At 69.6% G+C, this 21146-nt stretch carries 22 protein-coding genes and 4 tRNA genes; 17 read left to right on the forward strand and 9 right to left on the reverse strand.

Features of this window, described 5'->3' with window-relative positions; all coding sequences use genetic code 11:
* Window positions 1–142: 142 nt before the first annotated feature.
* Complete coding sequence (locus ACRDTB_RS29775) at window positions 143–1348, forward strand: tyrosine-type recombinase/integrase (protein ID WP_431435500.1); 1206 nt, start codon at window positions 143–145, stop codon at window positions 1346–1348.
* A gap of 14 nt (window positions 1349–1362) precedes the next feature.
* On the opposite strand, the gene ACRDTB_RS29780 is transcribed toward ACRDTB_RS29775, so the two are convergent.
* The 6 genes from ACRDTB_RS29780 to ACRDTB_RS29805 form a co-directional block, all read right to left on the reverse strand.
* A tRNA-Val gene (locus tag ACRDTB_RS29780) sits at window positions 1363–1437 on the reverse strand.
* A 1-nt stretch (window position 1438) separates the two neighbouring features.
* Window positions 1439–1510: transfer RNA gene (locus tag ACRDTB_RS29785), tRNA-Cys, on the reverse strand.
* Window positions 1511–1589: 79 nt separating this feature from the next.
* Window positions 1590–1662, reverse strand: a tRNA-Gly gene (locus tag ACRDTB_RS29790).
* A 104-nt stretch (window positions 1663–1766) separates the two neighbouring features.
* Entirely contained in the window at window positions 1767–2192 is a 426-nt protein-coding gene (locus ACRDTB_RS29795; RefSeq protein ID WP_431435501.1) for an SsgA family sporulation/cell division regulator, read from the reverse strand.
* Window positions 2193–2527: 335 nt separating this feature from the next.
* Window positions 2528–2599, reverse strand: a tRNA-Val gene (locus ACRDTB_RS29800).
* 128 nt (window positions 2600–2727) lie between these two features.
* Window positions 2728–4149, reverse strand: a complete 1422-nt coding sequence (locus ACRDTB_RS29805) for an LVIVD repeat-containing protein (protein ID WP_431435521.1) — start codon at window positions 4147–4149, stop codon at window positions 2728–2730.
* A 112-nt stretch (window positions 4150–4261) separates the two neighbouring features.
* Here ACRDTB_RS29805 and ACRDTB_RS29810 point away from each other — a divergent pair, with 112 nt between their 5' ends.
* The 3 genes from ACRDTB_RS29810 (at window position 4262) to ACRDTB_RS29820 (ending at window position 7683) form a co-directional block, all read left to right on the forward strand.
* Window positions 4262–4936 (forward strand): DUF305 domain-containing protein, encoded by a 675-nt coding sequence (locus ACRDTB_RS29810; RefSeq protein WP_431435502.1) that lies wholly within the window; start codon window positions 4262–4264, stop codon window positions 4934–4936.
* A 118-nt stretch (window positions 4937–5054) separates the two neighbouring features.
* A complete protein-coding gene (gene thrS / locus ACRDTB_RS29815) occupies window positions 5055–7091 on the forward strand; it encodes a threonine--tRNA ligase (protein WP_431435503.1) in 2037 nt (678 codons plus the stop codon).
* A gap of 10 nt (window positions 7092–7101) precedes the next feature.
* Window positions 7102–7683, forward strand: coding sequence for an HIT family protein (locus ACRDTB_RS29820; protein WP_431435504.1), 582 nt, complete (start codon window positions 7102–7104; stop codon window positions 7681–7683).
* A 27-nt stretch (window positions 7684–7710) separates the two neighbouring features.
* On the opposite strand, the gene ACRDTB_RS29825 is transcribed toward ACRDTB_RS29820, so the two are convergent.
* Entirely contained in the window at window positions 7711–8271 is a 561-nt protein-coding gene (locus ACRDTB_RS29825) for a YceI family protein (RefSeq protein ID WP_431435505.1), read from the reverse strand.
* A 113-nt stretch (window positions 8272–8384) separates the two neighbouring features.
* On the opposite strand from ACRDTB_RS29825, the gene ACRDTB_RS29830 reads away from it, so the two are divergent.
* The 5 genes from ACRDTB_RS29830 to ACRDTB_RS29850 are packed head-to-tail and all read left to right on the forward strand — an operon-like array spanning window position 8385 to window position 12699.
* The gene (locus ACRDTB_RS29830) at window positions 8385–8879 is read left to right on the forward strand and encodes a MarR family winged helix-turn-helix transcriptional regulator (protein WP_431435506.1); all 495 of its coding nucleotides are present in this window, start codon (window positions 8385–8387) and stop codon (window positions 8877–8879) included.
* 48 nt (window positions 8880–8927) lie between these two features.
* On the forward strand, window positions 8928–9560 hold the full coding sequence (pgsA, locus tag ACRDTB_RS29835) for a phosphatidylinositol phosphate synthase (protein ID WP_431435507.1): 633 nt from the start codon (window positions 8928–8930) through the stop codon (window positions 9558–9560).
* Window positions 9557–10519, forward strand: coding sequence for a phosphatidylinositol mannoside acyltransferase (locus tag ACRDTB_RS29840; protein WP_431435508.1), 963 nt, complete (start codon window positions 9557–9559; stop codon window positions 10517–10519). The genes pgsA and ACRDTB_RS29840 overlap by 4 nt, the downstream gene beginning before the upstream one ends.
* 7 nt (window positions 10520–10526) lie before the next feature.
* Complete coding sequence (locus ACRDTB_RS29845) at window positions 10527–11657, forward strand: glycosyltransferase family 4 protein (RefSeq protein ID WP_431435509.1); 1131 nt, start codon at window positions 10527–10529, stop codon at window positions 11655–11657.
* 13 nt (window positions 11658–11670) lie between these two features.
* The gene (locus ACRDTB_RS29850) at window positions 11671–12699 is read left to right on the forward strand and encodes an NUDIX hydrolase (protein WP_431435510.1); all 1029 of its coding nucleotides are present in this window, start codon (window positions 11671–11673) and stop codon (window positions 12697–12699) included.
* 157 nt (window positions 12700–12856) lie between these two features.
* Here the strand turns inward: ACRDTB_RS29850 and ACRDTB_RS29855 are convergent, their stop codons facing one another.
* Entirely contained in the window at window positions 12857–14983 is a 2127-nt protein-coding gene (locus ACRDTB_RS29855; protein ID WP_431435511.1) for an elongation factor G-like protein EF-G2, read from the reverse strand.
* 220 nt (window positions 14984–15203) lie between these two features.
* On the opposite strand from ACRDTB_RS29855, the gene pdxS reads away from it, so the two are divergent.
* A complete protein-coding gene (gene pdxS / locus ACRDTB_RS29860) occupies window positions 15204–16118 on the forward strand; it encodes a pyridoxal 5'-phosphate synthase lyase subunit PdxS (protein WP_431435512.1) in 915 nt (304 codons plus the stop codon).
* Between the two features lie 13 nt (window positions 16119–16131).
* On the opposite strand, the gene ACRDTB_RS29865 is transcribed toward pdxS, so the two are convergent.
* On the reverse strand, window positions 16132–16692 hold the full coding sequence (locus ACRDTB_RS29865; protein WP_431435513.1) for a helix-turn-helix domain-containing protein: 561 nt from the start codon (window positions 16690–16692) through the stop codon (window positions 16132–16134).
* 78 nt (window positions 16693–16770) lie between these two features.
* Between ACRDTB_RS29865 and ACRDTB_RS29870 the strand changes: the two genes are divergently transcribed.
* The 7 genes from ACRDTB_RS29870 to ACRDTB_RS29900 all read left to right on the forward strand — a co-directional run.
* Window positions 16771–17472 carry an AzlC family ABC transporter permease gene (locus ACRDTB_RS29870; RefSeq protein ID WP_431435514.1) on the forward strand — a complete coding sequence of 234 codons (702 nt, stop codon included), beginning with the start codon at window positions 16771–16773 and terminating at the stop codon, window positions 17470–17472.
* Window positions 17473–17954: 482 nt separating this feature from the next.
* Complete coding sequence (locus tag ACRDTB_RS29875) at window positions 17955–18302, forward strand: AzlD domain-containing protein (protein WP_431435515.1); 348 nt, start codon at window positions 17955–17957, stop codon at window positions 18300–18302.
* 31 nt (window positions 18303–18333) lie between these two features.
* The gene (gene pdxT / locus ACRDTB_RS29880; protein WP_431435516.1) at window positions 18334–19008 is read left to right on the forward strand and encodes a pyridoxal 5'-phosphate synthase glutaminase subunit PdxT; all 675 of its coding nucleotides are present in this window, start codon (window positions 18334–18336) and stop codon (window positions 19006–19008) included.
* The gene (locus ACRDTB_RS29885; RefSeq protein ID WP_431435517.1) at window positions 18956–19708 is read left to right on the forward strand and encodes a YebC/PmpR family DNA-binding transcriptional regulator; all 753 of its coding nucleotides are present in this window, start codon (window positions 18956–18958) and stop codon (window positions 19706–19708) included. Before pdxT ends, ACRDTB_RS29885 begins: the two co-directional genes overlap by 53 nt.
* Window positions 19709–19768: 60 nt before the next feature.
* Entirely contained in the window at window positions 19769–20359 is a 591-nt protein-coding gene (locus tag ACRDTB_RS29890) for a hypothetical protein (protein ID WP_431435518.1), read from the forward strand.
* A 22-nt stretch (window positions 20360–20381) separates the two neighbouring features.
* Entirely contained in the window at window positions 20382–20894 is a 513-nt protein-coding gene (locus ACRDTB_RS29895; RefSeq protein WP_431435519.1) for a DUF4262 domain-containing protein, read from the forward strand.
* A gap of 20 nt (window positions 20895–20914) precedes the next feature.
* Window positions 20915–21146, forward strand: a 232-nt coding sequence (locus ACRDTB_RS29900) for a hypothetical protein (RefSeq protein ID WP_431435520.1), incomplete at its 3' end; no start/stop codon positions are given.

Raw genomic sequence — 21146 nt, forward strand, 5'->3', positions numbered from 1 at the left:
GTTGTCGACTTCTATAATCGACGACGTCGCCACAGTTCCTGTGGCATGCGATCCCCGATCGACTTCGAGAACGGTGCGGTCGGCCGGGCCGCATAGTGGAGTCCTCCACGATCCGGGGGGAAGCTCAAGAGGATGATGGTTTATGGCTTGGGTAGAAAGGCGCGGCGCGGGTTTTCGAGTTCGCTATCGGTTGCCGGATGGGACGTTGACGTCAGAGACCGGGTTCGACACCTGGAAGGTGGCGGCGGATCGGGCGGCCGATGTGGAGTGCGAGCAGCGGAACGGCACGTTGGTGGATCCGCGGTTGACGCAGACACTGGTGGGGGAGTGGGTCCGACAGTGGTCCGATGCGCATGAGGTGGGCGCGGGAACGTGGGCGAAGTACGACTCGCATCTGCGGAATCACATCCTGCCGCGGTTCGGGGATCTGGCGTTGGGCGAGGTGACCCGGATGGCGGTGAAGGCCTGGGTGAAGAGCCTGCGGCGGTCGTTGGCTGAGCCGACGGTGATCGACGTGGTGTCGCTGCTGTCGATGGTGCTCGTCGAGGCTGTCGAGGAAGGGTTGATCGGGGTGAACCCGTGCCGCCGGCTGCGTCTGCGTCTCGATGGCCGTACCGAGCGGCCGCATGCGCGGCCGGAACAGGTCGCCGAGATGGTCCGCAGGGTGCGACCAGCCGATGGTGTGCTGATCATCACGGCGGCGTACACCGGGATGCGATGGGGCGAGCTGACCGGGCTGCAGTGGACGCGGGTCAATCTGGATGCGGGGGAGATCGCGATCAATCCTCGTGACGGTGCTCTGCACGAAGTCAACGGCCAGTTGACGCTCGCGCGGCCCAAGACCAGGGCCGCGGCCCGGACCATTCACCTTCCGGCGTTTCTGGTCGAGATCCTCACCGCACACCGCCACCAGGATCCCGACGGCCGGTTCGTGTTCACCGCCGCCGATGGTGGATTTCACCGGCGGTCGAACTTCCGGCGACGCGTCTGGCTTCCCGCCGTGGACGGCCACCCCACCCGTGGCTGGGCGCCGATCGCGCCCGGGCTGCACGTCCACGACCTGCGCCACACCCACAAGACCTGGCTGATCGAGGATCAAGTGCCCGAGGTGCTGCAGTCCAAGCGGCTCGGGCACGAACTCGGCGGCATCCCCGGGGTCTTCTCACACGTGACCCCACCGATGATCGATGCCATGCTCGACGGCCTCCAACGGCGGTGGGAGCAGTATGGAAGCACCGCGCTAGGTGACCTCTACCATGCTGCGAAAGGGGTCAAGATCAACTGCACCCAATCTGCTCCCACAGACGCAGAACGGCCTGCCGGTGATGATCACCAACAAGCCGTCTGACCACAGTATATACCTGGTGGGCGATACTGGGATTGAACCAGTGACCCCTACCGTGTCAAGGTAGTGCTCTCCCACTGAGCTAATCGCCCGAGGCGGAGGCGGGAATCGAACCCGCGTACAGGGCTTTGCAGGCCCTTGCCTAAGCCACTCGGCCACTCCGCCAATTTGCCCGAGCGCACAGGGCTCCGGTCTGAGGGGCCGTATTGCTGGATTCGGCCTTGGGGAGGCCGACCCCTCTTCGAGCGGACGACGGGACTCGAACCCGCGACCCTCACCTTGGCAAGGTGATGCGCTACCAACTGCGCTACGTCCGCAGAACCCACGTGATTCCAGGAGATTCCCGTTCCCGTGGTGCGAGCGAAACTCTATCCGACTCGCGCGCCGCTCATCAAACCGGGGGCTGTCGTGCGGCGAACGCTCAGGTCAGGTCCGTGGAGATCAAATGCGTGAGGGCCTCGTCGACGTCCACCCAGAGGTGCTCGTTGCCCGGCACCACCACGTCGTAGGTCCGGTCCAGGAAGTCGGCCAGCTCCTGCGCGGACGCCTCGAACACCGCATGGCCGGAGGGAGAGCTCAGTTCGATGACGACGACCTCGGGATCGTCCACCGCGGGGCGGATGCGCACGTCACCGTTGCCCGCCTCGGCGATCAGACCGTCGGCCAGCAGGTCGCGGGCGTAGACCCACTCCACCCAGCCCGCCCGGCCGGTGCGAAAGGCCGCGACAACCGCGTACGGGTCGCGCGTGTCGTAGCGCAGTTCGACCTTCACCGGGACCGCGGGAGTCCTCGGCGCGAGCAGGTCGAACACCGCCGTCGAGCGGAGCGTGACGTGGTCGTTACGCATCGTCGCTACCCTTCTCTCCCTTCCCAGCCCTTGAACGACTGAGTCCCTTCATGTGTGACGGTCAATTTGCCCCTCTGGTCGCATGTTCGTCGTACTTCACCCGTCTGGGCCATGAAGTACAGCACAATGCGCGTTCGCCGCGACACTCCGTATAAGAATCGCTTCCCACCTCACCCATGTTGACAAGGCTGGTTGCAACTTGGTAGCGCCTTGGCAGGACCGCTGGTTGTGCCACCAGGCAACTTACCTCAGCACGGCTGTTTCGGAACGGCCAGAAGTAGGGGACACGCGAAAAGCCCCCGGGATGCGTAACACCACGGGGGCTTTCGAACGAGTGGGCGATACTGGGATCGAACCAGTGACCTTTCCGGTGTGAGCGGAACGCTCTCCCGCTGAGCTAATCGCCCCTCGCGACGGGAAAACGGTACCGGATCCGCTCCGGTCGCCGTGCGCGGGGCTCACCATCGGGCATCGGCGGTCGGACACGACGGCAGGCCCCGCACGTCGCGCGAGGCCCGCCGTCGCGGTGTGTGGCTCAGCGGCCGTAGTGGTGCTGTGTCTGTGCGTTCAGCTCATCCATGTGCACGCCCTTGGCCGGGTTGGTCCGCGGGTCGTTGATCGCGAGCACGTCCAGCCCCTTGCCGAGGTCGGACGAGTAGATGTGGCCGTTGTAGTAGTACGCCGACCACGTGCCGCCGCCGGTCTCCGGGTCCGCGGCCGGGCCGCGCTCCCAGTAACCGATCTTCGTCGGCCGCGCCGAGTCGGTGAAGTCCCACACCTGCACGCCGCCCATGTACCAGGACTGGACCATGATGTCCTTGCCCTTGACCGGGATCAGCGAACCGTTGTGCGCCACGCAGTTCTCGTCGTCGGTCTGGACGCGGTCGATCTTGAAGTAGCTCCGGAACACGAGTTCGCGGTCGTCGCCGCGGCCCTCGATGTCGTAGATGCCGTCGGCACCGCGCTCCGCGCCGATCTCCGGGTTGCACGTGGCCGCGCCGCCACCGCCGAGCTCGTCGGTGAAGACCACCTTCGTGCCGGCGTTGTTGAACGTGGCCGAGTGCCAGAACGCGAAGTGCTCGTCGTCCTGCACCCGGTGGATCTCCCGCGGGTTGAGCCGGTCGGAGATGTCGAACAGCACGCCGTCACCCATGCAGGCGCCGGCCGCGAGGTCCTTCTCCGGGTACACGGTCATGTCGTGGCAACCCGAGGTCGGGACGACGTAGCCGTTCTCGACGTCGCCGGGGATGCCCGGGTTGCCGCCGTCCGGGAACAGCACCGGAGTGGCCGCGACCTTGGCCGCGGTCGGGGTGCGCAGCGGCACCTCGACGATCGTGATCTTGTCGTGCGGCGGCTGGCAGCCGGAGATCGTGTCCGACGGCCCGTACGAGGAGATGTACAGGTAGGCCTTCTTGCCCGCCTTGTCCGGGACCAGCGTGTGGGTGTGCGAGCCGCACGCGGTCTCCACCGACTTGACGTAACGCGGGGACCTCTTGTCGCTGATGTCGAAGATCTTGATGCCCTCCCAGTACGGCTTGGTGCCGTCGTTCTGGGAGGTCGAGGCGCACGAGTCGTCGCTGCGCCGCGAGTCGGTGGACAGGAACAGCAGGTTGCCGGTCACCGACACGTCGTTCTGCGAGCCCGGACAGAGCACCTGGCTCGTGATCTTCGTCCGCTTGGGCTGCTTGATGTCGTAGATCGTGAAGCCCAGGTAGTTTCCGACGAACGCGTAGCGGCCCTGGAACGCGATGTCGGTGCCGACGCCCCCGGCCAACGGCGCCGTCGGCGGGACGTGGGCGACCTGTTCCATGTTGGGGCTGTGCACGATCTCGTCCGGGGCCGGGAAGTCCTGTGCCGCGACCGACGGCACGCCGGCGACCATGGCGGCGCCCACGACGGCCGCGCCGATGGCCGCGGTCGACGCACGCCGGCGCCAGCACCGCAGGGTCGATCTCACCACGTGTACCCCTCTCGTCACGCGTAGGAAGAGACCACATTATGTACAGCTATGTGAGCAATAAACTAGCGCCGAAGGCAGCCTGTTTCGGCAGACGGGAACACGACGACCCATGACTCGGACAAGCCGGACAGCCGGTCCGGACCCGCGGCGCCGGCGGCTCGCCGCGGGCGTCGGCGTCCTGCTCGCGGCCGGTGCGTTCGCCGCGTGCAGTGCGGAGGAACCACCTCCGCCGGCCAACTCCGCGCCGGTGATCGTTCCGGGCAAGCCCGGCGAGCCGGCCAGCACCATCCCGCCCGGCGAGGCCACGCCGCTCGAGGAGGAGGCGCCCAACGACGCGGACGTGGCGTTCGTGCGGGACATGATCGTCCACCACGGCCAGGCCGTGGAGATGGCCGACCTGGCGCCGAACCGCGCCCCCCGCGATGACGTCGCCGGGCTCGCCGACCGCATCGCCGACACCCAGCGGTCCGAGATCGACATGCTGAACCGCTGGCTGGAGCTGCACGGCCACGAGAAGGTCGACCCGGCCGGGCACGGCGACGCCCACGCGGGCATGCCGGGCATGGCCACGCCGCAGCAGATGCGGGCGCTGCGCGAGGCGCGCGGCGCCCGGTTTGACACGCTGTTCCTGCAGCTCATGGTCACCCACCACGAGGGCGCGCTGACCATGGTCGAGGACGTCCGCACGAGCGGGGTCAACGTCCGGGTTCAGGAGATCGCCGACGACGTGGCGGTGACCCAGAGCGACGAGATCCACCGCATGCGGGGCATGCTGGGCAGCTGACCCGAGAAGAAACCCGCAGGCCAAGCCGCGGGGCGGCTCGATAGCATCACCTTGGCTTTCGCCGTTACAGCTCTACACCGCGAATGCTGACGTCGTTCGAACCATCCGAGGAGTAGCCGTGTCCCAGTCGCGTCCGCCCGCCGCCGAACCCGCCCCGCGTGTGGTGGTACCGGCCGGCACCACGGCGGGCAGTGCGGTCCGCGAGGCCGGCCTGTCGGGCAAGGGCCCGGACGCCGTCATCGTGGTCCGGGACGTGGAGGGCCGGCTGCGTGACCTGTCCTGGACCCCGGCCGCCGACGCGCGGGTCGAGGCGGTCACCGCGGACACCGACGACGGCCGCGCGGTGATCCGGCACTCGACCGCGCACGTGCTGGCCCAGGCCGTGCAGCAGCTGTTCCCGGAGGCCAAGCTCGGCATCGGCCCGCCGGTGCGGGACGGCTTCTACTACGACTTCGACGTCGAGCGCCCGTTCACCCCGGAGGACCTGCAGGCGCTCGAGAAGCGCATGAAGCAGATCGTCAAGTCGTCGCAGCGATTCTCCCGCCGGGTCGTCGAGTCGGTCGACGCCGCGAAGCGGGAGCTGAAGGACGAGCCGTACAAGCTCGAGCTCGTCGACGTCAAGTCCGCCGATGACTCCACTGTGGACACCGACGAGGTGATGGAGGTCGGTGGCGGCGAGCTGACCATCTACGACAACCTCGACCCGCGCAGCGGCGAGCAGGTGTGGGGCGACCTGTGCCGCGGCCCGCACCTGCCGACCACCAAGCACGTCCCGGCGTTCAAGCTCACCCGCGTGGCGGCCGCGTACTGGCGGGGGAGCGAGAAGAACCCGCAGCTGCAACGGATCTACGGCACCGCGTGGGAGTCGCAGGAGGCGCTGGACGCCTATCTCGAGCGCGTCGCCGAGGCCGAGCGGCGCGACCACCGCCGCATCGGCGCCGAGCTCGACCTGTTCTCCTTCCCGGAGGAGATCGGCTCGGGGCTGCCGGTGTTCCATCCGAAGGGCGGGATCATCCGGCGGGAGCTGGAGAGCTACTCGCGCCGGCGCCACGAGGAGTCCGGCTACGAGTTCGTGAACTCGCCGCACATCACCAAGAGTGGGCTGTTCTACACCTCCGGCCACCTCCCGTACTACGCGGACACCATGTTCCCGCCGCTGTCGCTGGAGGGCGAGGACTACTACCTCAAGGCCATGAACTGCCCGATGCACCACCTGATCTTCCGCGCGCGCGGGCGGTCGTACCGGGAGCTGCCGATGCGGCTGTTCGAGTTCGGGACGGTGTACCGGTACGAGAAGTCCGGTGTGGTGCACGGGCTCACCCGGGTCCGCGGGCTGACCATGGACGACGCGCACATCTACTGCACCAAGGAGCAGATGCCGGGCGAGCTGCGGTCGCTGCTGCGGTTCGTGCTCGACCTGCTGGCCGACTACGGGCTGTCGGACTTCTACCTCGAGCTGTCCACCAAGGGCGACACCGGCAAGTTCATCGGCGAGGACGGCGAGTGGGAGGAGGCCACCGAGACCCTGCGGCAGGCCGCGCTCGACTCGGGTCTCGAGCTGGTGCCGGACCCGGGTGGTGCGGCGTACTACGGGCCGAAGATCTCGGTACAGGCCAAGGACGCGATCGGCCGGTCGTGGCAGATGTCGACCATCCAGGTGGACTTCAACCACCCGAAGCGGTTCGAGCTGGCCTACACCGCCCCGGACGGGTCGCGCCAGCAGCCGGTCGTGTTGCACCGGGCACTGTTCGGGTCGATCGAGCGGTTCTTCGGCGTGCTGACCGAGCACTACGCGGGCGCGTTCCCCGCGTGGCTCGCGCCGGTGCAGGTGGTGGGCATCCCGATCGCGGACGAGCACGCCGACCACCTGTCGAAGGTGGCGGCCGAGCTGCGGGCGCGCGGCGTGCGGGTCGAGGTCGACACCTCGGACGACCGGATGCAGAAGAAGATCCGCAACCACACCACGCAGAAGGTGCCGTTCATGCTGCTGGCCGGTGGCAAGGACGTCGAGGCGGGCGCGGTGTCGTTCCGCTTCCGCGACGGCAGCCAGGTCAACGGCGTGCCGGTGGACCGTGCGGTCGCCTTGATCGTCGACTGGATCGCCGCTCGTACCAACGAGTCGCCGTCGGCGTCGAACGTGGAGGCCCGTCACTAGGATCGAGGGCATGACCGATGCCGAGCCCGAGCGAGTCGAGCAGGAGGGCGTCGGGGTGCCCGATGCGCTCCAGCGACTGTGGACTCCGCACCGGATGGCCTACATCAAGGGCCAGAACAAGCCGACCACCGACGACGTCGACGGCTGCCCGTTCTGTGCGCTGGTCGAGCTGTCGGACGCGGACGCGCTGATCGTCGCGCGCGGGTCGCTGGTGTACGGGGTGCTGAACCTGTACCCGTACAACCCGGGGCACCTGATGGTGGTGCCGTACCGGCACGTGGCGGACTACACGGCGCTGTCGCGGACGGAGACGGTGGAGCTGGCGGAGTTCACCCAGCGCGCGATGACGGTGGCGCGGTCGGTGTCGGTGCCGCACGGGTTCAACATCGGGATGAACCAGGGCGTGATCGCGGGCGCGGGGATCGCGGCGCACCTACACCAGCACGTGGTGCCCAGGTGGGGTGGCGACTCCAACTTCATGCCGGTGATCGGGCACACGAAGGTGCTGCCCCAGCTGCTGGGGGAGACACGAGCCATGCTGGCGAAGGCCTGGGCCGAGATCGAACCTGGAAGGACGCCTTCCGGACGCTGAGTGTCCGGAAGGCGTCCTTCCAGGCTGTCAGGCCTCCCGGAGAACGGCCTCCACCTCGATGTGGATGTCGATCTTGTCCGCGACCACGGCGACGCCGTTCTGGACGCCTTCGAAGTTGACGTCGAAGTCCTTGCGGTTGATCTGCGCGGTGGCGGAGAAGCCGGCGCGCGTGCCGCCCCACGGGTCGGTCGTGATGCCGTTCAGCTCGAAGGTCAGCGGCACCGTCCTCGTGACGCCCTTGAGGGTCAGCTCGCCGTCGAGCACGAAGTCGTCACCGGCCACCCGCGCGCCGCGCGTCCGGTAGGTCATCTCGGGGTACTTGTCGACCTCGAAGAAGTCGGGGGAGCGCAGGTGGTCGTCGCGCTGGGCGTTGTTCGTGCTGACCGACGTCAGGTCGATCGCGATGTCGACGGACGACTCGAGCGGGTTCGCCGCGGTGACGACCTCACCCTTCACCTGGTCGAACCGACCACGGACCTTGGTCACCACCATGTGGCGGACGACGAAGCCGACATCGGTGTGCGCCGGGTCGATGTCCCAGGTGCCGGCCAGATAGCCGGGGATTTCGAGAGCGGTTGGGGAGCTCATGAACAGGTTTCCTCCGTGAAGATCGGTCGCGAAGACGGTTCAACACTCATCTATTGAACTCTCAATCGACCGTACGCCTCGATCGTTGAGAGTTCAACAAGTACACTGGTGTTATGTCAGACACCCGTTGGTTGACCGAGTGTGAGCAGGAGATCTGGCGCTCGTTCATGGCCGCTGTCCACGGGCTGACCGATCAACTCGCCCGCCAGCTGCAGCGGGACGCCGGCATGCCCCACACGTACTACGAGATCCTCGTGTCGCTCTCCGAGGCCCCGGACCGCACGCTACGCATGAGCGAGCTCGCCGGTGTGCGCAACTCGTCCCGCAGCCGGCTATCGCACGCGGTCGCCCGCCTGGAGGAAGCCGGGTGGGTGCGCCGCCGCGAGTGCCCGACCGACAAGCGCGGCTCGTTCGCCATGCTCACCGACAAGGGCTACGCCGCGCTCGAGGCGGCCGCCCCGGGCCACGTCACCGAGGTGCGCGAGAGGCTGTTCGACAGGCTCACCCCGGAACAGGTCGAGCAGCTCGGCGAGATCAGCGAGGCCATCCTGACCGGCGTCGACGCGACCTCGCTGCCGCGCTGCCCCGATCTCACGGCGGACCGTTAGGCTTCTCGGGCACCCGTTTCCGCCCCCCTGACGAGGCTCGCCCGCCCCATGCTGAACATCTTCGCCCGAGCCTCGGTCTCGCGCGTCACCGATCCGATCGGCGAGTGGCTGGTCCGCATCGGTCTCACGCCCAACGCGATGACCCTGATCGGCACGGCGGGCGCGGTCGGCTTCGCGTTGTGGGCGTTCCCGAACGGGCACCTGCTCATCGGCACGTTCACCGTGTGGGGCTTCGTCATGCTGGACCTGCTCGACGGCGCGATGGCGCGGGCCAAGGGCGGCGGCACGAGGTTCGGCGCGGTGCTCGACTCCACCTGCGACCGGATCGCGGACGGGGCGTTGATGGCGGCCATCGCGTGGTACGCCTTCGAGGTCGCCGGTTCCCGCACACTCGCCGCCGCCGCGCTGATCTGCCTGGTGCTGGGCCAGGTCATCTCGTACACCAAGGCGCGGGCCGAGGCGTCCGGGCTGACGGCGAACGTGGGTCTGGTCGAGCGGGCGGAGCGGCTGATCATCGCGCTCGTGGGCACCGGGCTGACCGGGTTCGGCGTGCCGTACGCGGTGGACGTCGCGTTGTGGCTGCTGGTGGCCGGCTCGGTGATCACGGTTGTGCAGCGGCTCGTGGCGGTGCGACAGTCGGCCACCGCACCGACGACCACTACTCCGGAGGAGCGCGAATGACGGGAATCGGAGAGCGGCTCGAGGGTGCGGCCTACGCGGCCGGATGGGGTCTGGTGCGCGCGTTGCCCGAGTCCGTCGCCCGCGTCGCGTTCCGGTCGGCCGCCGACCTGGCCGCCGGGCGTAACGGCCCGGGCGTGCGGCAGCTGCGGCGCAACTACGCTCGCGTGGTCCCCCACGCGGGCCCGGCCGAGCTGGAGGAGCTGGTCCGCGCCGGGCTCCGGTCTTACGCGCGCTACTGGCGGGAGACGTTTCGCCTCCAGTCGATGGACCACAAGGCGATCTACCGTCGGGTGGACGAGGTCGTCGTCGGCCGCCCGCTCGTGGACGCCGCTCTGGAGCGTGGCAAGGGCCTGATCCTCGCCCTGCCGCACACCGGCAACTTCGACGTGTCCGGAATCTGGCTCGTCGGCCATTCCGGCCGGTTCACCACGGTCAACGAGCGGCTGCGGCCGGAGTCGCTCTACCAGCGCTTCGTCACCTACCGCGAGTCGCTCGGCTTCGAGATCCTGCCTACCTCGGGCACTGATGTCGGCCCGTACCGGTTGCTGATGGAACGGCTGCGGCAGAACAAGGTGGTGTGCCTGCTGGGCGATCGGGACCTGTCGAGGCGCGGTGTGCCGGTGACGTTCTTCGGCGAGCAGACCCGGATGCCGGTCGGGCCCGCGCGGCTCGCCGCGGTGACCGGCGCGCAGCTGCTGATCGTCGACAACTCGTTCACCGAGGACGGCTGGGGACTTCGCATCCACACGCCGATCGCCGTGCACGGCCGCGACGACGTGCCGGCGGCGACGCAGCGGATGGCGGACGGGTTCGCCGCGGACATCGCGGCCAACCCGGCCGACTGGCACATGATGCAGAAGCTCTGGCTCGCCGACCTGTCCGAGGAGCGTCGCGAGGCGCTGCGCACGGAGGACGATGAACCGGAGGAGGCTCGGGAATCAGCACAGGAGCCGCGGTGATGTCCCGGTGAGGATCGGCGTCGTCTGCCCGTACTCCTTCGACGTCCCCGGAGGAGTGCAGGGGCATGTCGTCGACCTCGCCAGGGTGCTGCGCAAGCTCGGGCACCACGTCGATGTGCTCGCGCCGGCCGACGAGGACACCCCGCTGCCCGAGTTCGTCCGGCCCACCGGGCGCGCGGTCGGCATCCCGTACAACGGCTCGGTCGCCCGGCTCTCGTTCGGGCCGGTGTCCTACGCGCGGGTGCGCAAGTGGATCCGCTCGCACGACTTCGACGTGTTGCACCTGCACGAGCCGACCGCGCCGAGCCTGTCGATGCTGGCGTTGATGCTCGCCGACGGACCGATCGTGGCCACGTTCCACACGTCCACCCACCGGTCCCGCACACTGTCGGCGTTCCAAGGGGTGCTGCAGCCGTTCCTGGAGAAGGTCACCGCGCGGATCGCGGTGTCCGCGCTGGCCCGGCGGGTACAGGTCGAGCACCTCGGCGGGGACGCGGTGGAGATCCCCAACGGCGTCGACGTCGAGCTCTTCGCCACCGCGAGGCCGCTGCCCGGCTACCCGCGAGCGGGCGGCACGGTCGGGTTCGTCGGCCGGTTCGGCGAGCCGCGCAAGGGGATGCCGGTCCTGCTCGACGCGCTGCGGAAGCTGGTGCCGGAGCTGCCGGACCTGCGGCTCGTGGTGGTCGGCGGCGGCGACGAGCACGAGCTGCGCCGGCAGGCCGGTCCCGAGCTGGCCGGCCGGCTGGAGCTGCTCGGCCAGGCCGACGACGAGGTGAAGGCGCGGATGCTGACCGGTGTCGACGTGTACTGCGCGCCGAACACCGGAGGCGAGAGCTTCGGGATGATCCTGACCGAGGCGATGGCCGCGGGCACGGCGGTCGTGGGCAGCGACCTGGACGCGTTCCGCCGGGTGCTCGACGACGGCCGGGCCGGGATGCTGTTCCCCGTGGGGGACCCGGCTGGGTTGGCCGCGGCGCTACGCGGCATGCTGACCGAGCCGCAGCGTCGGGGAACGTTGGTCGCGAACGCCCGCCGCCGGGTGGCGGCCTACGACTGGCCGGTGGTTGCCGGGCAGGTGCTGCGGGTGTACGAGCAGGCGATCGCCGCGGATCCGCGGCACGTGGTCGAATCTGGTTGAACTGGGAGATGTCTTGGGCACGGGTCTGTTGATCACGTTGCTGGCCATCGCGCTCGTGGTGGCGTTGGTGCTGGGACTGTGGCTGGCCGCCACCGCGAACCGGTTGGACCGGTTACACGTGCGGACCGACGCGGCGTGGGCGGCACTGGATGCGGCGCTCGCCCGTCGTGCGGTGGTGGGTCGGGCGGTGGCCGCGGCGATGCGGCTGGAGGATGCCGGTGCCGACGTCGCGGCGGACAAGCTGCGCGCGGCCGCCGAGCGGGCCGAGCACACCGAGCGCTCGGAGCGCGAGGAGGCGGAGAACGCGCTGTCGCTGCAGCTGGCCGGGGTCGACCGGGGCCGGCTGCCGCTGGCGCTGACCGCCGAGCTGATCGACGCGGAGCAGCGCATGGTGATCGCGCGGCGGGTGTACAACGACGCGGTGCGGGACACGCTGGGGCAGCGTCGGCGGCGGGTGGTGCGGTGGCTGAAGCTGGCTGGGACCGCGCCGCAGCCGGAGTACTTCGAGATCGTCGAGCCCGCGCTGACCGGTGAGCTCGGTGGCGCCCCGCTGCCGCGGCCGTCGGCTCGCGTGCTGCTGCTCGACGGCGAGCGGCGCCTGCTGCTGTTCAACGGGCACGATCCGGGTCGGCCGGACACCCGCTGGTGGTTCACCGTGGGCGGCGGCGTCGAGCAGGGGGAGGACCTGCGCTCGGCGGCTTTGCGTGAGCTGGTCGAGGAGACCGGCATCCGCCTGGACGACCAGGATCTGGTGGGCCCCATGTGGCGGCGCCGTGTGGTGTTCAGCTTCGACGGGCGCGCCTACGACGGGGAGGAGTGGTTCTTCCTCGCGGACCTGTCCGGCACGGGCGAGACGGTCGAGATCCGCATCGACACGTCCGGGTTCACCGACGTGGAGAACAACACCGTGGACGGGCACCGCTGGTGGAGCGTCGAGGAGCTGCGCGACACCGAGGAGACGGTGTACCCGGTGCAGCTCCCCGCGCTCCTGCCCGACCTGCTGTCGTCCACATGGGACGGTACGGTCCGCGCGGTTCGCTGACCCCGCGAGTCCAACGCTCGCGACCCGCGAGTCCAACATTCGTGACCGGCGAGTCCAACATTCGTGAACGTCGAACTCGCCGAACCGGAGCGTTGGACTCGCGGGTTCCGAACGTTGGACTCGCGGGGCCGGAGCGTTGGACTCGCGGGTTTGGGGGTCAGGTGACTTGGGCGGCCAGGGACTCCGGTAGTGGGTCGTAGCGGACGAAGTGGCGGGTGAACGTCGCCGAGCCGGAGGTCATCGAGCGGAGGTCGATGGCGTACCGGAGCAGGGCCGTGACCGGCACCTCGGCGCGGACCAGGCTGTAGCCGGGGGTCTCGTCGGCCTCCGTGCCGAGCACCCGGCCGCGGCGGCTGGACAGGTCGCCCAGCACCGTGCCGAGATGGTCGTCCGGCAGCCGTACGGTCACCTCGTCCACCGGCTCCAGCAGCGAGATCCGGCCGTTCGCCGCCGCGTCCTTCAGACCGAGCGAGCCGGCCATCTGGAACGCCGCGTCCGACGAGTCGACGCTGTGTGCCTTGCCGTCGAACAGGGTCACCCGGATGTCCACCACCGGGTAGCCCGCTGACAGGCCCTTGTCCAGCTGGGCCCGCACGCCCTTCTCCACCGACCCGATGAACTGGTGCGGCACGGATCCGCCGACGACCTTGTCGACGAACTCGAAGCCCGAGCCCACCGGCAGCGGCTCGACGTCGATGTCGCACACCGCGTATTGGCCGTGCCCACCGGACTGCTTGACGTGCCTGCCCTTCCCGCGCGCCTTGCCCGCGAACGTCTCTCGCAGCGCCACCTTCACCGGCTCGGTCTCCACGTCCGCGCCGCCGGCCCGCAGCCGCGCCAGCACGACGTCGGCGTGCGCCTCGCCCATGCACCACAGCACCAGCTGGTGGGTCTCCGCGTTGCGCTCCAGCCGCAGCGTCGGGTCACCGGCGACCAGCCGTGCGAGGTTGCGCGACAGCGCGTCCTCGTCGCTGCGGGTCTTTGCCACGACCGCCACCGGCAGCAGCGGCTCGGGCATCGTCCACGGCCGCATCAGCAGCGGCTTGTCGGGGCTGGACACCGTGTCACCGGTCTCCGCCGAGGTGAGCTTGGTCAGCGCGCAGATGTCGCCCGCGACGCAGTGGGTGACCTCGCGCAGGTTCGCGCCCAGCGGCGAGTAGACATGCGCCACCCGTTCGTCCACGTCGTGGTCCTCGTGCCCGCGGTCGGCCATGCCGTGCCCGGAGATGTGCACCGGCCGCTCCGGGCGCAGCGTCCCGGAGAACACCCGGACCAGGGAGACGCGGCCGACATAGGAGTCGATCGCGGTACGCACGACCTCGGCGACGAGCGGGCCGTTGGGGTCCGCGGTCAGCGAGTTGGTGCCGGAGCCGCGTACTTCGGAGACATCCGGCATCGCGTGCTCGAGCGGGGACGGGAACGCGCCGGTGAGTGCCTCCAGCAGCTCGGCGAGCCCGACACCGGTCTGCGCGCAGACCGGGATCACGGGGTGGAAGGTCCCGCGCGCCACGGCGGTCTCGAGGTCGGAGATCAGCGTCTCGGTCTCGATCTCCTCACCCTCGAGGTAGCGGTCCATGAGGGACTCGTCCTCGCTCTCGGCGATGATGCCCTCGATCAGCTCGTTGCGAGCCTCGTCGATGACCTCGAGGTCGGACGCGTCGGGCTCGCTCACCTTCGGCGGGTAGCCGTCGGCGTAGTCGAAGTACCGGCGGGTGATCAGGCCCAGCAGCCCCTGCTTGCCGGCCGGGGCGGGCAGGTAGAGCGGCAGCACGCCCGCGCCGAACGCCTCCTGGCACGCGGCCATCTCCGCCGCCGCGTCCGCACGCTGGTGGTCCAGCCGGGCGATGACGACGGCGCGCGGCATCTTGACCGCGGCGCACTCCTCCCACAGCGCGATGGTGGCCGGGTCGACGCCTTCGGCCGCGCACACCACGAACAACGCGGCGTCGGCCGCGCGCAGGCCGGCCCGGACCTCGCCCACGAAGTCGGCGTACCCGGGCGTGTCGATGAGGTTGATCTTGATGTCGTCGTGCACCAACGGAGCGACGGAAAGCCCGACCGATCGCTGCTGTCGCTGTGCGGCCGGGTCGTGGTCGCAGACCGTGGTGCCGTCGGTGACCGAGCCCGTCCGAGTGATCACGCCCGCCGCCGCGAGCAATGCCTCGGTGAGCGTCGTCTTCCCGGAGCCCGACGGTCCCACGAGAACGATGTTCCGTACTTTGGCGGGGTCGTCTACAGCGACCGCGGCTCCGCCGTCACCGTTGTCCGTGTGCTTGCTGGCCATTTGGCAGTCAACCTTTCCGTGCGGACCGCACTGTCTGCCGGAACCTCGTGTTCGATCTCACACCTGTTTACCAGCCGCGACAACCCCACCGTGGTCGCTGAGTCACGTGGTGGTGGCCGGTCTGGAAGTGGCCTGGTGAGATACCTCGGAATTGGCCCCGGTGAGAGGGCCACGTCGCTCGTAGAGTCGATGGCGAACGCCACGATGAAAGGAACGATGGATGTCTGACGCAACCACTTCCACCTCCACGCAGCCGGAAACCGGCACCGCGCGCGTCAAGCGCGGCATGGCGGAGATGCTCAAAGGCGGCGTGATCATGGACGTGGTCACGGCCGAGCAGGCCAAGATCGCCGAGGACGCGGGTGCGGTCGCCGTGATGGCGCTCGAGCGCGTCCCCGCGGACATCCGCGTGCAGGGCGGCGTCGCGCGCATGAGCGACCCGGACCTGATCGACGGGATCATCGACACGGTGTCGATCCCGGTCATGGCCAAGGCGCGGATCGGCCACTTCGTCGAGGCGCAGGTGCTGCAGGCGCTCGGCGTGGACTACGTCGACGAGTCCGAGGTGCTGACCCCTGCCGACTATGCCAACCACATCGACAAGTGGCAGTTCACCGTGCCGTTCGTGTGCGGCGCGACAAACCTAGGCGAGGCGCTGCGCCGGATCACCGAAGGCGCGGCGATGATCCGCTCCAAGGGTGAGGCCGGCACCGGCGACGTGTCGAACGCGACCACGCACATGCGCAGGATCCGCGCGGAGATCAAGAGGCTGACCTCGCTGCCGGAGGACGAGCTCTACGTCGCGGCCAAGGAGCTGCAGGCGCCCTTCGAGCTCGTGCGGGAGGTCGCCACGCTCGGCAAGCTGCCGGTCGTGCTGTTCACCGCGGGCGGCATCGCCACCCCGGCGGACGCGGCGATGATGATGCAGCTCGGCGCCGAGGGCGTGTTCGTCGGCTCGGGAATCTTCAAGTCCGGCGACCCGGCCAGGCGCGCCGACGCGATCGTCAAGGCGACCACGTTCCACGACGACCCGGACATGCTGGCGAAGGTGTCCCGCGGTCTCGGCGAGGCCATGGTCGGCATCAACGTCGACGAGATCCCAGAGCCGCACCGGCTCGCGGAGCGCGGCTGGTAGCGGTGCGGCGGCCCTACCAGTGCTCGGAGACCATCACCGCGGCGGTGCCGGGCTCGAGGGCCTCGAAGACGTGCTCGACGTCGCCCGGGTAGGCGACGTAGTCGCCCGGCGCGACCTCGATCGGGTCGTCGGTGAGGCCGATCCGGGCCCGGCCCGAGCTCAGCACGACGTGCTCGATCACGCCGGGCATGTGCGGTTCCGACTCGCGAGCCGAGCCGGGCTCCGCGGTGATCAGGTAGATGTCCCGGCGTGCGTTCGGTGGGCAGGACGCCAGCAGCGTGGCCACGTAGTCGGCGCGCTCGGAGAAGACGGCCGGCCCCTCGCCGGCCCGGATGATCTGCACCCGCGGGCGGGCCGGCTCGACGAGCCGGCTGAACGGCACGTCGAGCGCCAGGGACAGCGCCCACAGCGTCTCCACGCTCGGGTTTCCGCTGGCCCCCTCGAGCTGGGAGAGCGTCGACTTGGCGATGCCCGCGCGCTTGGCGAGCTCGGACAGCGACAGCCCGATCCGCTCGCGCTCGCGCCGCAGTGAGGTGGCGATGGCCTCGAGCGGCGCACCTCGCGGTGGCGTCATCGATACTCCACGTGTTCGTTTTGTCGGGCGCCGCGTTCGCCTTGACGAACACGGCGGCGGTGTTCACGATAGGAGGCTATGCGTTCGATGTGGCGAACCCTGAGCCCGACACTCCGTCGTGACGTGTTGGCGCTGGCCGGGGCGATCACGGTCGTGGGCGTCTCCTTCGGCGCGATCGCCGTCGCGTCCGGCTTGTCCTGGTGGATGCCGTCGCTGCTGTCCGTGCTGGTCTTCGCCGGCGGTGCGCAGTTCATGGTGGTCGGCGTCGTGGCCGCGGGCGGCGGGTTGCTGGCGGCCGTGCTCGGTGCGCTCGTGCTCAACACCCGCCACCTGCCGTTCGGGCTCGCGATCGGCTCGATCATCGGCGGCTCGTGGCCGGCGCGCCTGCTGGGCAGCCACCTGATGATCGACGAGTCGGTGGCCTTCGCGATGGCCCAGAACGATCCGCGGCGTGCGCGGGCGGTGTTCTGGGTGTGCGGCACGGTCCTGTTCCTGTCGTGGAACGCCGGCACGCTCGCCGGTGCGCTGGCCGGTCAGGTGATCGGCGACCCGGACGTGCTGGGCCTGGACGCCGCGTTCCCGGCCGCGTTGCTCGCGCTGGTGCTGCCGTCGCTGCGGGGCGCACCGCGGGCCCGCAACGCCGCGCTGCTGGGTGCCGCGATCGCGCTCGCGACCACGCCGTTCCTGCCGGCGGGCGTGCCGGTGCTGCTGGCGCTGGCCGGGCTGGTCGTGCTGATCCCGGCACCCGCCAAGAAGGCCGGCGAGGAGGTGCCGGCATGAGCGACCTTCCGTCAACCGCATGCCACGGCCCGTATGAGCCGCGCGGCTCCCGACCGCACCCAAGGGGAACGGGACGCAACCAAGCCACAGGTACGCGCCGAAGCGGACAGCGCCGACTGAAGGTGACCACAAGGGCTGGTTCCGGGGAGGCGGAACAGCGATGACACCCTTTGTGTCAACCCCAAGATCGAATCAGGCCGAGGTCTTCGCAACCGCACCTCAGGGGACCGTGACGCAAGCCAGCCACAAGTACGTGACCAAACAGAACTTTCCGTCCTTCAACGGGACCAGCACATTGAATTCCGGGGAGGCGGCCCAGTCATGACACCCCTTGTGTCGACCCCAAGATCGAATCAGGCCGAGGCCTTCGCAACCGCACCTCAGGGGACCGTGACGCAAGCCAGCCACAAGTACGTGACCAAACAGAACTTTCCGTCCTTCAACGGGACCGACACATTGAATTCCGGGGAGGCGGAACAGCCATGACGATCACGGCGATCCTGGTGCTGGCCGCCGGGACCTACGCGTTCCGGGTGGCCGGGCCGCTGCTGCGGGCCCGGATGATCCGCGCCCGCGCCGGTCGTGACGGCACGGACGCGGCCGCGCTCCCGTCGCGGGTCACCGAGCTGCTGTCGGCCGCCGCGACCGTGCTGCTGGTCGCGCTGATCGCCACCGCGGCGCTGACCGACGGCGGCTCCTTCGCCGGCGTGGCGCTGCCGGCCGGCGTGCTGACCGGGGGTGTGCTGGCCTGGCTCCGGGCGCCGTTCGTGCTCGTGGTGATCGCCGCGGCGGCGGTGGCGGCCGGTCTGCGGGCGCTGGGCGTCCCCTAACTAGACTGGAGAAAACGGGAGGTCAACGACGGTGTCACCGATCATCGGCGTGCTCGCGCTGCAAGGCGACGTCCGCGAGCATCTGGCCGCGCTGCGAGCGTCCGGCGCGCGTGCCACGACCGTCCGCCGCACGACCGAGCTGTCCGAAGTGGATGGTCTGGTGATTCCGGGTGGCGAGTCCACGACGATCTCCCGGCTGCTGGAGTCCTTCGAGCTGCTGGAGCCGCTGCGCCGGCGGATCGCCGACGGGATGCCCGCGTACGGCTCGTGCGCCGGGATGATCCTGCTCGCGAGCAAGGTGCTCGACGGCCGCGAGGACCAGCACCAGCTCGGCGGGCTGGACGTGATCGTGCGGCGCAACGCCTTCGGCCGGCAGGTCGACTCCTTCGAGGACGACCTGGCGTTCGACGGGGTCGACGGCCCGCCGGTGCACGCGGTGTTCATCCGGGCGCCGTGGGTGGAGTCGGCGTCTCCCCAGGTCGAGGTGCTCGCGCGGGTCAGCGATGACCCGGACGTACCGGGTGGTCAGGTGGCCGCCGGTAGGATCGTCGCCGTTCGGCAGGGTCCCGTGCTCGCTACCGCGTTCCATCCGGAGCTGACCGGGGACACCCGCGTACACAGACTGTTCGTGCAGATGGTGGAGGGACGAAGTCGTGAGCGGCCACTCGAAGTGGGCAACAACGAAACACAAGAAGGCCGCACTTGATGCCAAGCGGGGCAAGCTGTTCGCCAAGCTGATCAAGAACATCGAGGTCGCCGCGCGCACCGGTGGTGGTGATCCGGACGGCAACCCGACGCTGTTCGACGCGATCCAGAAGGCCAAGAAGAACTCCGTCCCGCAGGACAACATCGAGCGGGCCCGCAAGCGTGGCGGCGGCGAGGAGGCCGGCGGCGCGGAGTGGCAGACGATCATGTACGAGGGCTACGGACCGAACGGCGTCGCCGTGCTGATCGAGTGCCTCACCGACAACCGCAACCGCGCGGCCAGCGAGGTGCGCACCGCGATGACCCGCAATGGCGGCAACATGGCCGACCCGGGATCGGTGGCGTACCTGTTCAACCGCAAGGGTGTGGTGATCCTGCCCAAGAACGACCTCTCCGAGGACGACGTGCTCACGGCCGTGCTCGAGGCCGGCGCCGAGGAGGTCAACGACCTCGGCGACAGCTTCGAGGTCGTGTCCGAGGCGTCCGACCTGGTCGAGGTGCGCACGGCGCTGCAGGAGGCGGGTCACGACTACGAGTCGGCGGAGGCGAGTTTCCTGCCGTCGGTCAGCGTCCCGCTCGACGCGGAGGGCGCGCGCAAGGTGTTCCGGCTGATCGACGCCCTCGAGGACAGCGACGACGTGCAGAACGTGTACGCCAACTTCGATGTCTCCGATTCGGTTCTCGCCGAGGTGAACGCGTAGTGGGAACGTCTACGCACCGTGTCGAGTTCCATGTCACCGACGACGTCATGGCCGAGGTGAATGCCTAGCGCCGCCGGGCTGCGCGCGTGGTGGCTGCTGGTCGCCGCGTGCGGGTTCGTCGGGTTCGGCTTCGCGGTCGCGACGTTGGTCGAGCCGTGGCAGGCGCTGAGCCAGCAGGCCAGCCTGCTCGCGGGCGCGGTCTACCTGGGCCTCGCCGTCGCCGGCGGGCGGGCCGAGGCCGCGAGCACGTGGCTGCGCGGTGGGATGACCGTGCTGCTCATGCTCGTCTGCGTCACCTACCTGACGGTCATCGACGGTGACCTCGACACCACGGCCTCGCGGTTCGAGCACCTCGTCACGCCGCTGGTCGCGCTCGCCGACTGGGTCGTGGTCGGCCGCGTCCGAACCGTGCGCTGGTGGTTCCCGCTGAGCTGGGTCGTGTTCCCGCTGGCGTACCTGATCTACTTCGTGCTCGCCGACGTCCAGCTGTACCGCAGCTTCCTCGATCCGACGGACGCCGGCTTCGGCCTGACCGTCGGCGAGTTCCTGCTCGCGCTGGTCGCGGCCGGCTACCTGCTGTACGGCATCGCGAAGGTGCGCGCTCGCCCGGTCGCCGAGCCGGCACTCGCACCGGAGGAGGCGACGCCGTGAGCAGATCGAACCGGGAGGCAGGGTGAGCCCGGAGGAGCTGACGGACGACGAGCGGGCGCTGCGCGACCGGCTGATCGCCGAGGCCGACGAGCACGGCAACGCCATCGTCGAGGTGGCCGGCGACGAGTACAGCGGGCCGTACACGTTCTCCGTCGGCGCGTGGCGGCGGTTCGGCGTGCCCGAGGCGGTCGTGATCGGGCTGCCCCAGGACATGGGCGCGACGCTGGTCAACGCGTACGTCCGGCGGGCGGCCGCGGGTCAGCGGTTCCTCACCGGGGTGCGGTACAAGGACTTCTTCTCCGGCGTTCCGGTCGTGCTCGAGCGGGTGTACAGGGGCTGGTACCTCGAGTACTTCGGCAGCGCGTTCCTCGTCCACCCGAAGGGCGACTTCCCTGCCGTGCAGCTGATCGTGCCCACGTCGGACGTCGTCTGGCCGTGGCACCCGCACGCCCCCGAGGGCTTCGCGCGCTGGCAGCCGATCCTCACCGAGAGCGGCCGGCCGGAGAGCTGGACGCCGGGCGTCAACGGCCCGTGAACGTCCACATCGGACGGTTGGTGCCAAAGTACGCCGGCGAGGCGCTGACCGAGTCCCTCGACGACCTCCGTGCGGACCTCGCGTCCGTACCGCCGGCGTTCGGCGCGTGGCTGGGCACCCGGCTCGCCGGCAGCGTCCCGCGGCCGTCCGGACGGCGACCGCATGGAGGTGGACCGCCGGCGGTCCGCACGCTGTGGCTGGTGACCGGCGCGACGAGCGACGGCAGCCCGACCCGGTACCGCCGCGCCGGCC

The sequence above is a fragment of the Actinophytocola sp. genome (assembly GCF_050699935.1).
Taxonomy (GTDB): Bacteria; Actinomycetota; Actinomycetes; order Mycobacteriales; family Pseudonocardiaceae; genus Actinophytocola.

What these genes read in the sequence shown, in the direction of transcription:
- ACRDTB_RS29855 (WP_431435511.1), bottom strand. Translation starts at nt 14,983, where the DNA reads ATGGCCAGCAAGCACACGGACAACGGTGACGGCGGAGCCGCGGTCGCT.
- ACRDTB_RS29890 (WP_431435518.1), top strand. Translation starts at nt 19,769, where the DNA reads ATGCCTAGCGCCGCCGGGCTGCGCGCGTGGTGGCTGCTGGTCGCCGCG.
- ACRDTB_RS29775 (WP_431435500.1), top strand. Translation starts at nt 143, where the DNA reads ATGGCTTGGGTAGAAAGGCGCGGCGCGGGTTTTCGAGTTCGCTATCGG.
- ACRDTB_RS29810 (WP_431435502.1), top strand. Translation starts at nt 4,262, where the DNA reads ATGACTCGGACAAGCCGGACAGCCGGTCCGGACCCGCGGCGCCGGCGG.
- ACRDTB_RS29795 (WP_431435501.1), bottom strand. Translation starts at nt 2,192, where the DNA reads ATGCGTAACGACCACGTCACGCTCCGCTCGACGGCGGTGTTCGACCTG.
- ACRDTB_RS29865 (WP_431435513.1), bottom strand. Translation starts at nt 16,692, where the DNA reads ATGACGCCACCGCGAGGTGCGCCGCTCGAGGCCATCGCCACCTCACTG.
- ACRDTB_RS29840 (WP_431435508.1), top strand. Translation starts at nt 9,557, where the DNA reads ATGACGGGAATCGGAGAGCGGCTCGAGGGTGCGGCCTACGCGGCCGGA.
- ACRDTB_RS29820 (WP_431435504.1), top strand. Translation starts at nt 7,102, where the DNA reads ATGACCGATGCCGAGCCCGAGCGAGTCGAGCAGGAGGGCGTCGGGGTG.
- ACRDTB_RS29830 (WP_431435506.1), top strand. Translation starts at nt 8,385, where the DNA reads ATGTCAGACACCCGTTGGTTGACCGAGTGTGAGCAGGAGATCTGGCGC.
- pgsA (WP_431435507.1), top strand. Translation starts at nt 8,928, where the DNA reads ATGCTGAACATCTTCGCCCGAGCCTCGGTCTCGCGCGTCACCGATCCG.
- ACRDTB_RS29825 (WP_431435505.1), bottom strand. Translation starts at nt 8,271, where the DNA reads ATGAGCTCCCCAACCGCTCTCGAAATCCCCGGCTATCTGGCCGGCACC.
- pdxS (WP_431435512.1), top strand. Translation starts at nt 15,204, where the DNA reads ATGTCTGACGCAACCACTTCCACCTCCACGCAGCCGGAAACCGGCACC.
- ACRDTB_RS29875 (WP_431435515.1), top strand. Translation starts at nt 17,955, where the DNA reads ATGACGATCACGGCGATCCTGGTGCTGGCCGCCGGGACCTACGCGTTC.
- ACRDTB_RS29870 (WP_431435514.1), top strand. Translation starts at nt 16,771, where the DNA reads ATGCGTTCGATGTGGCGAACCCTGAGCCCGACACTCCGTCGTGACGTG.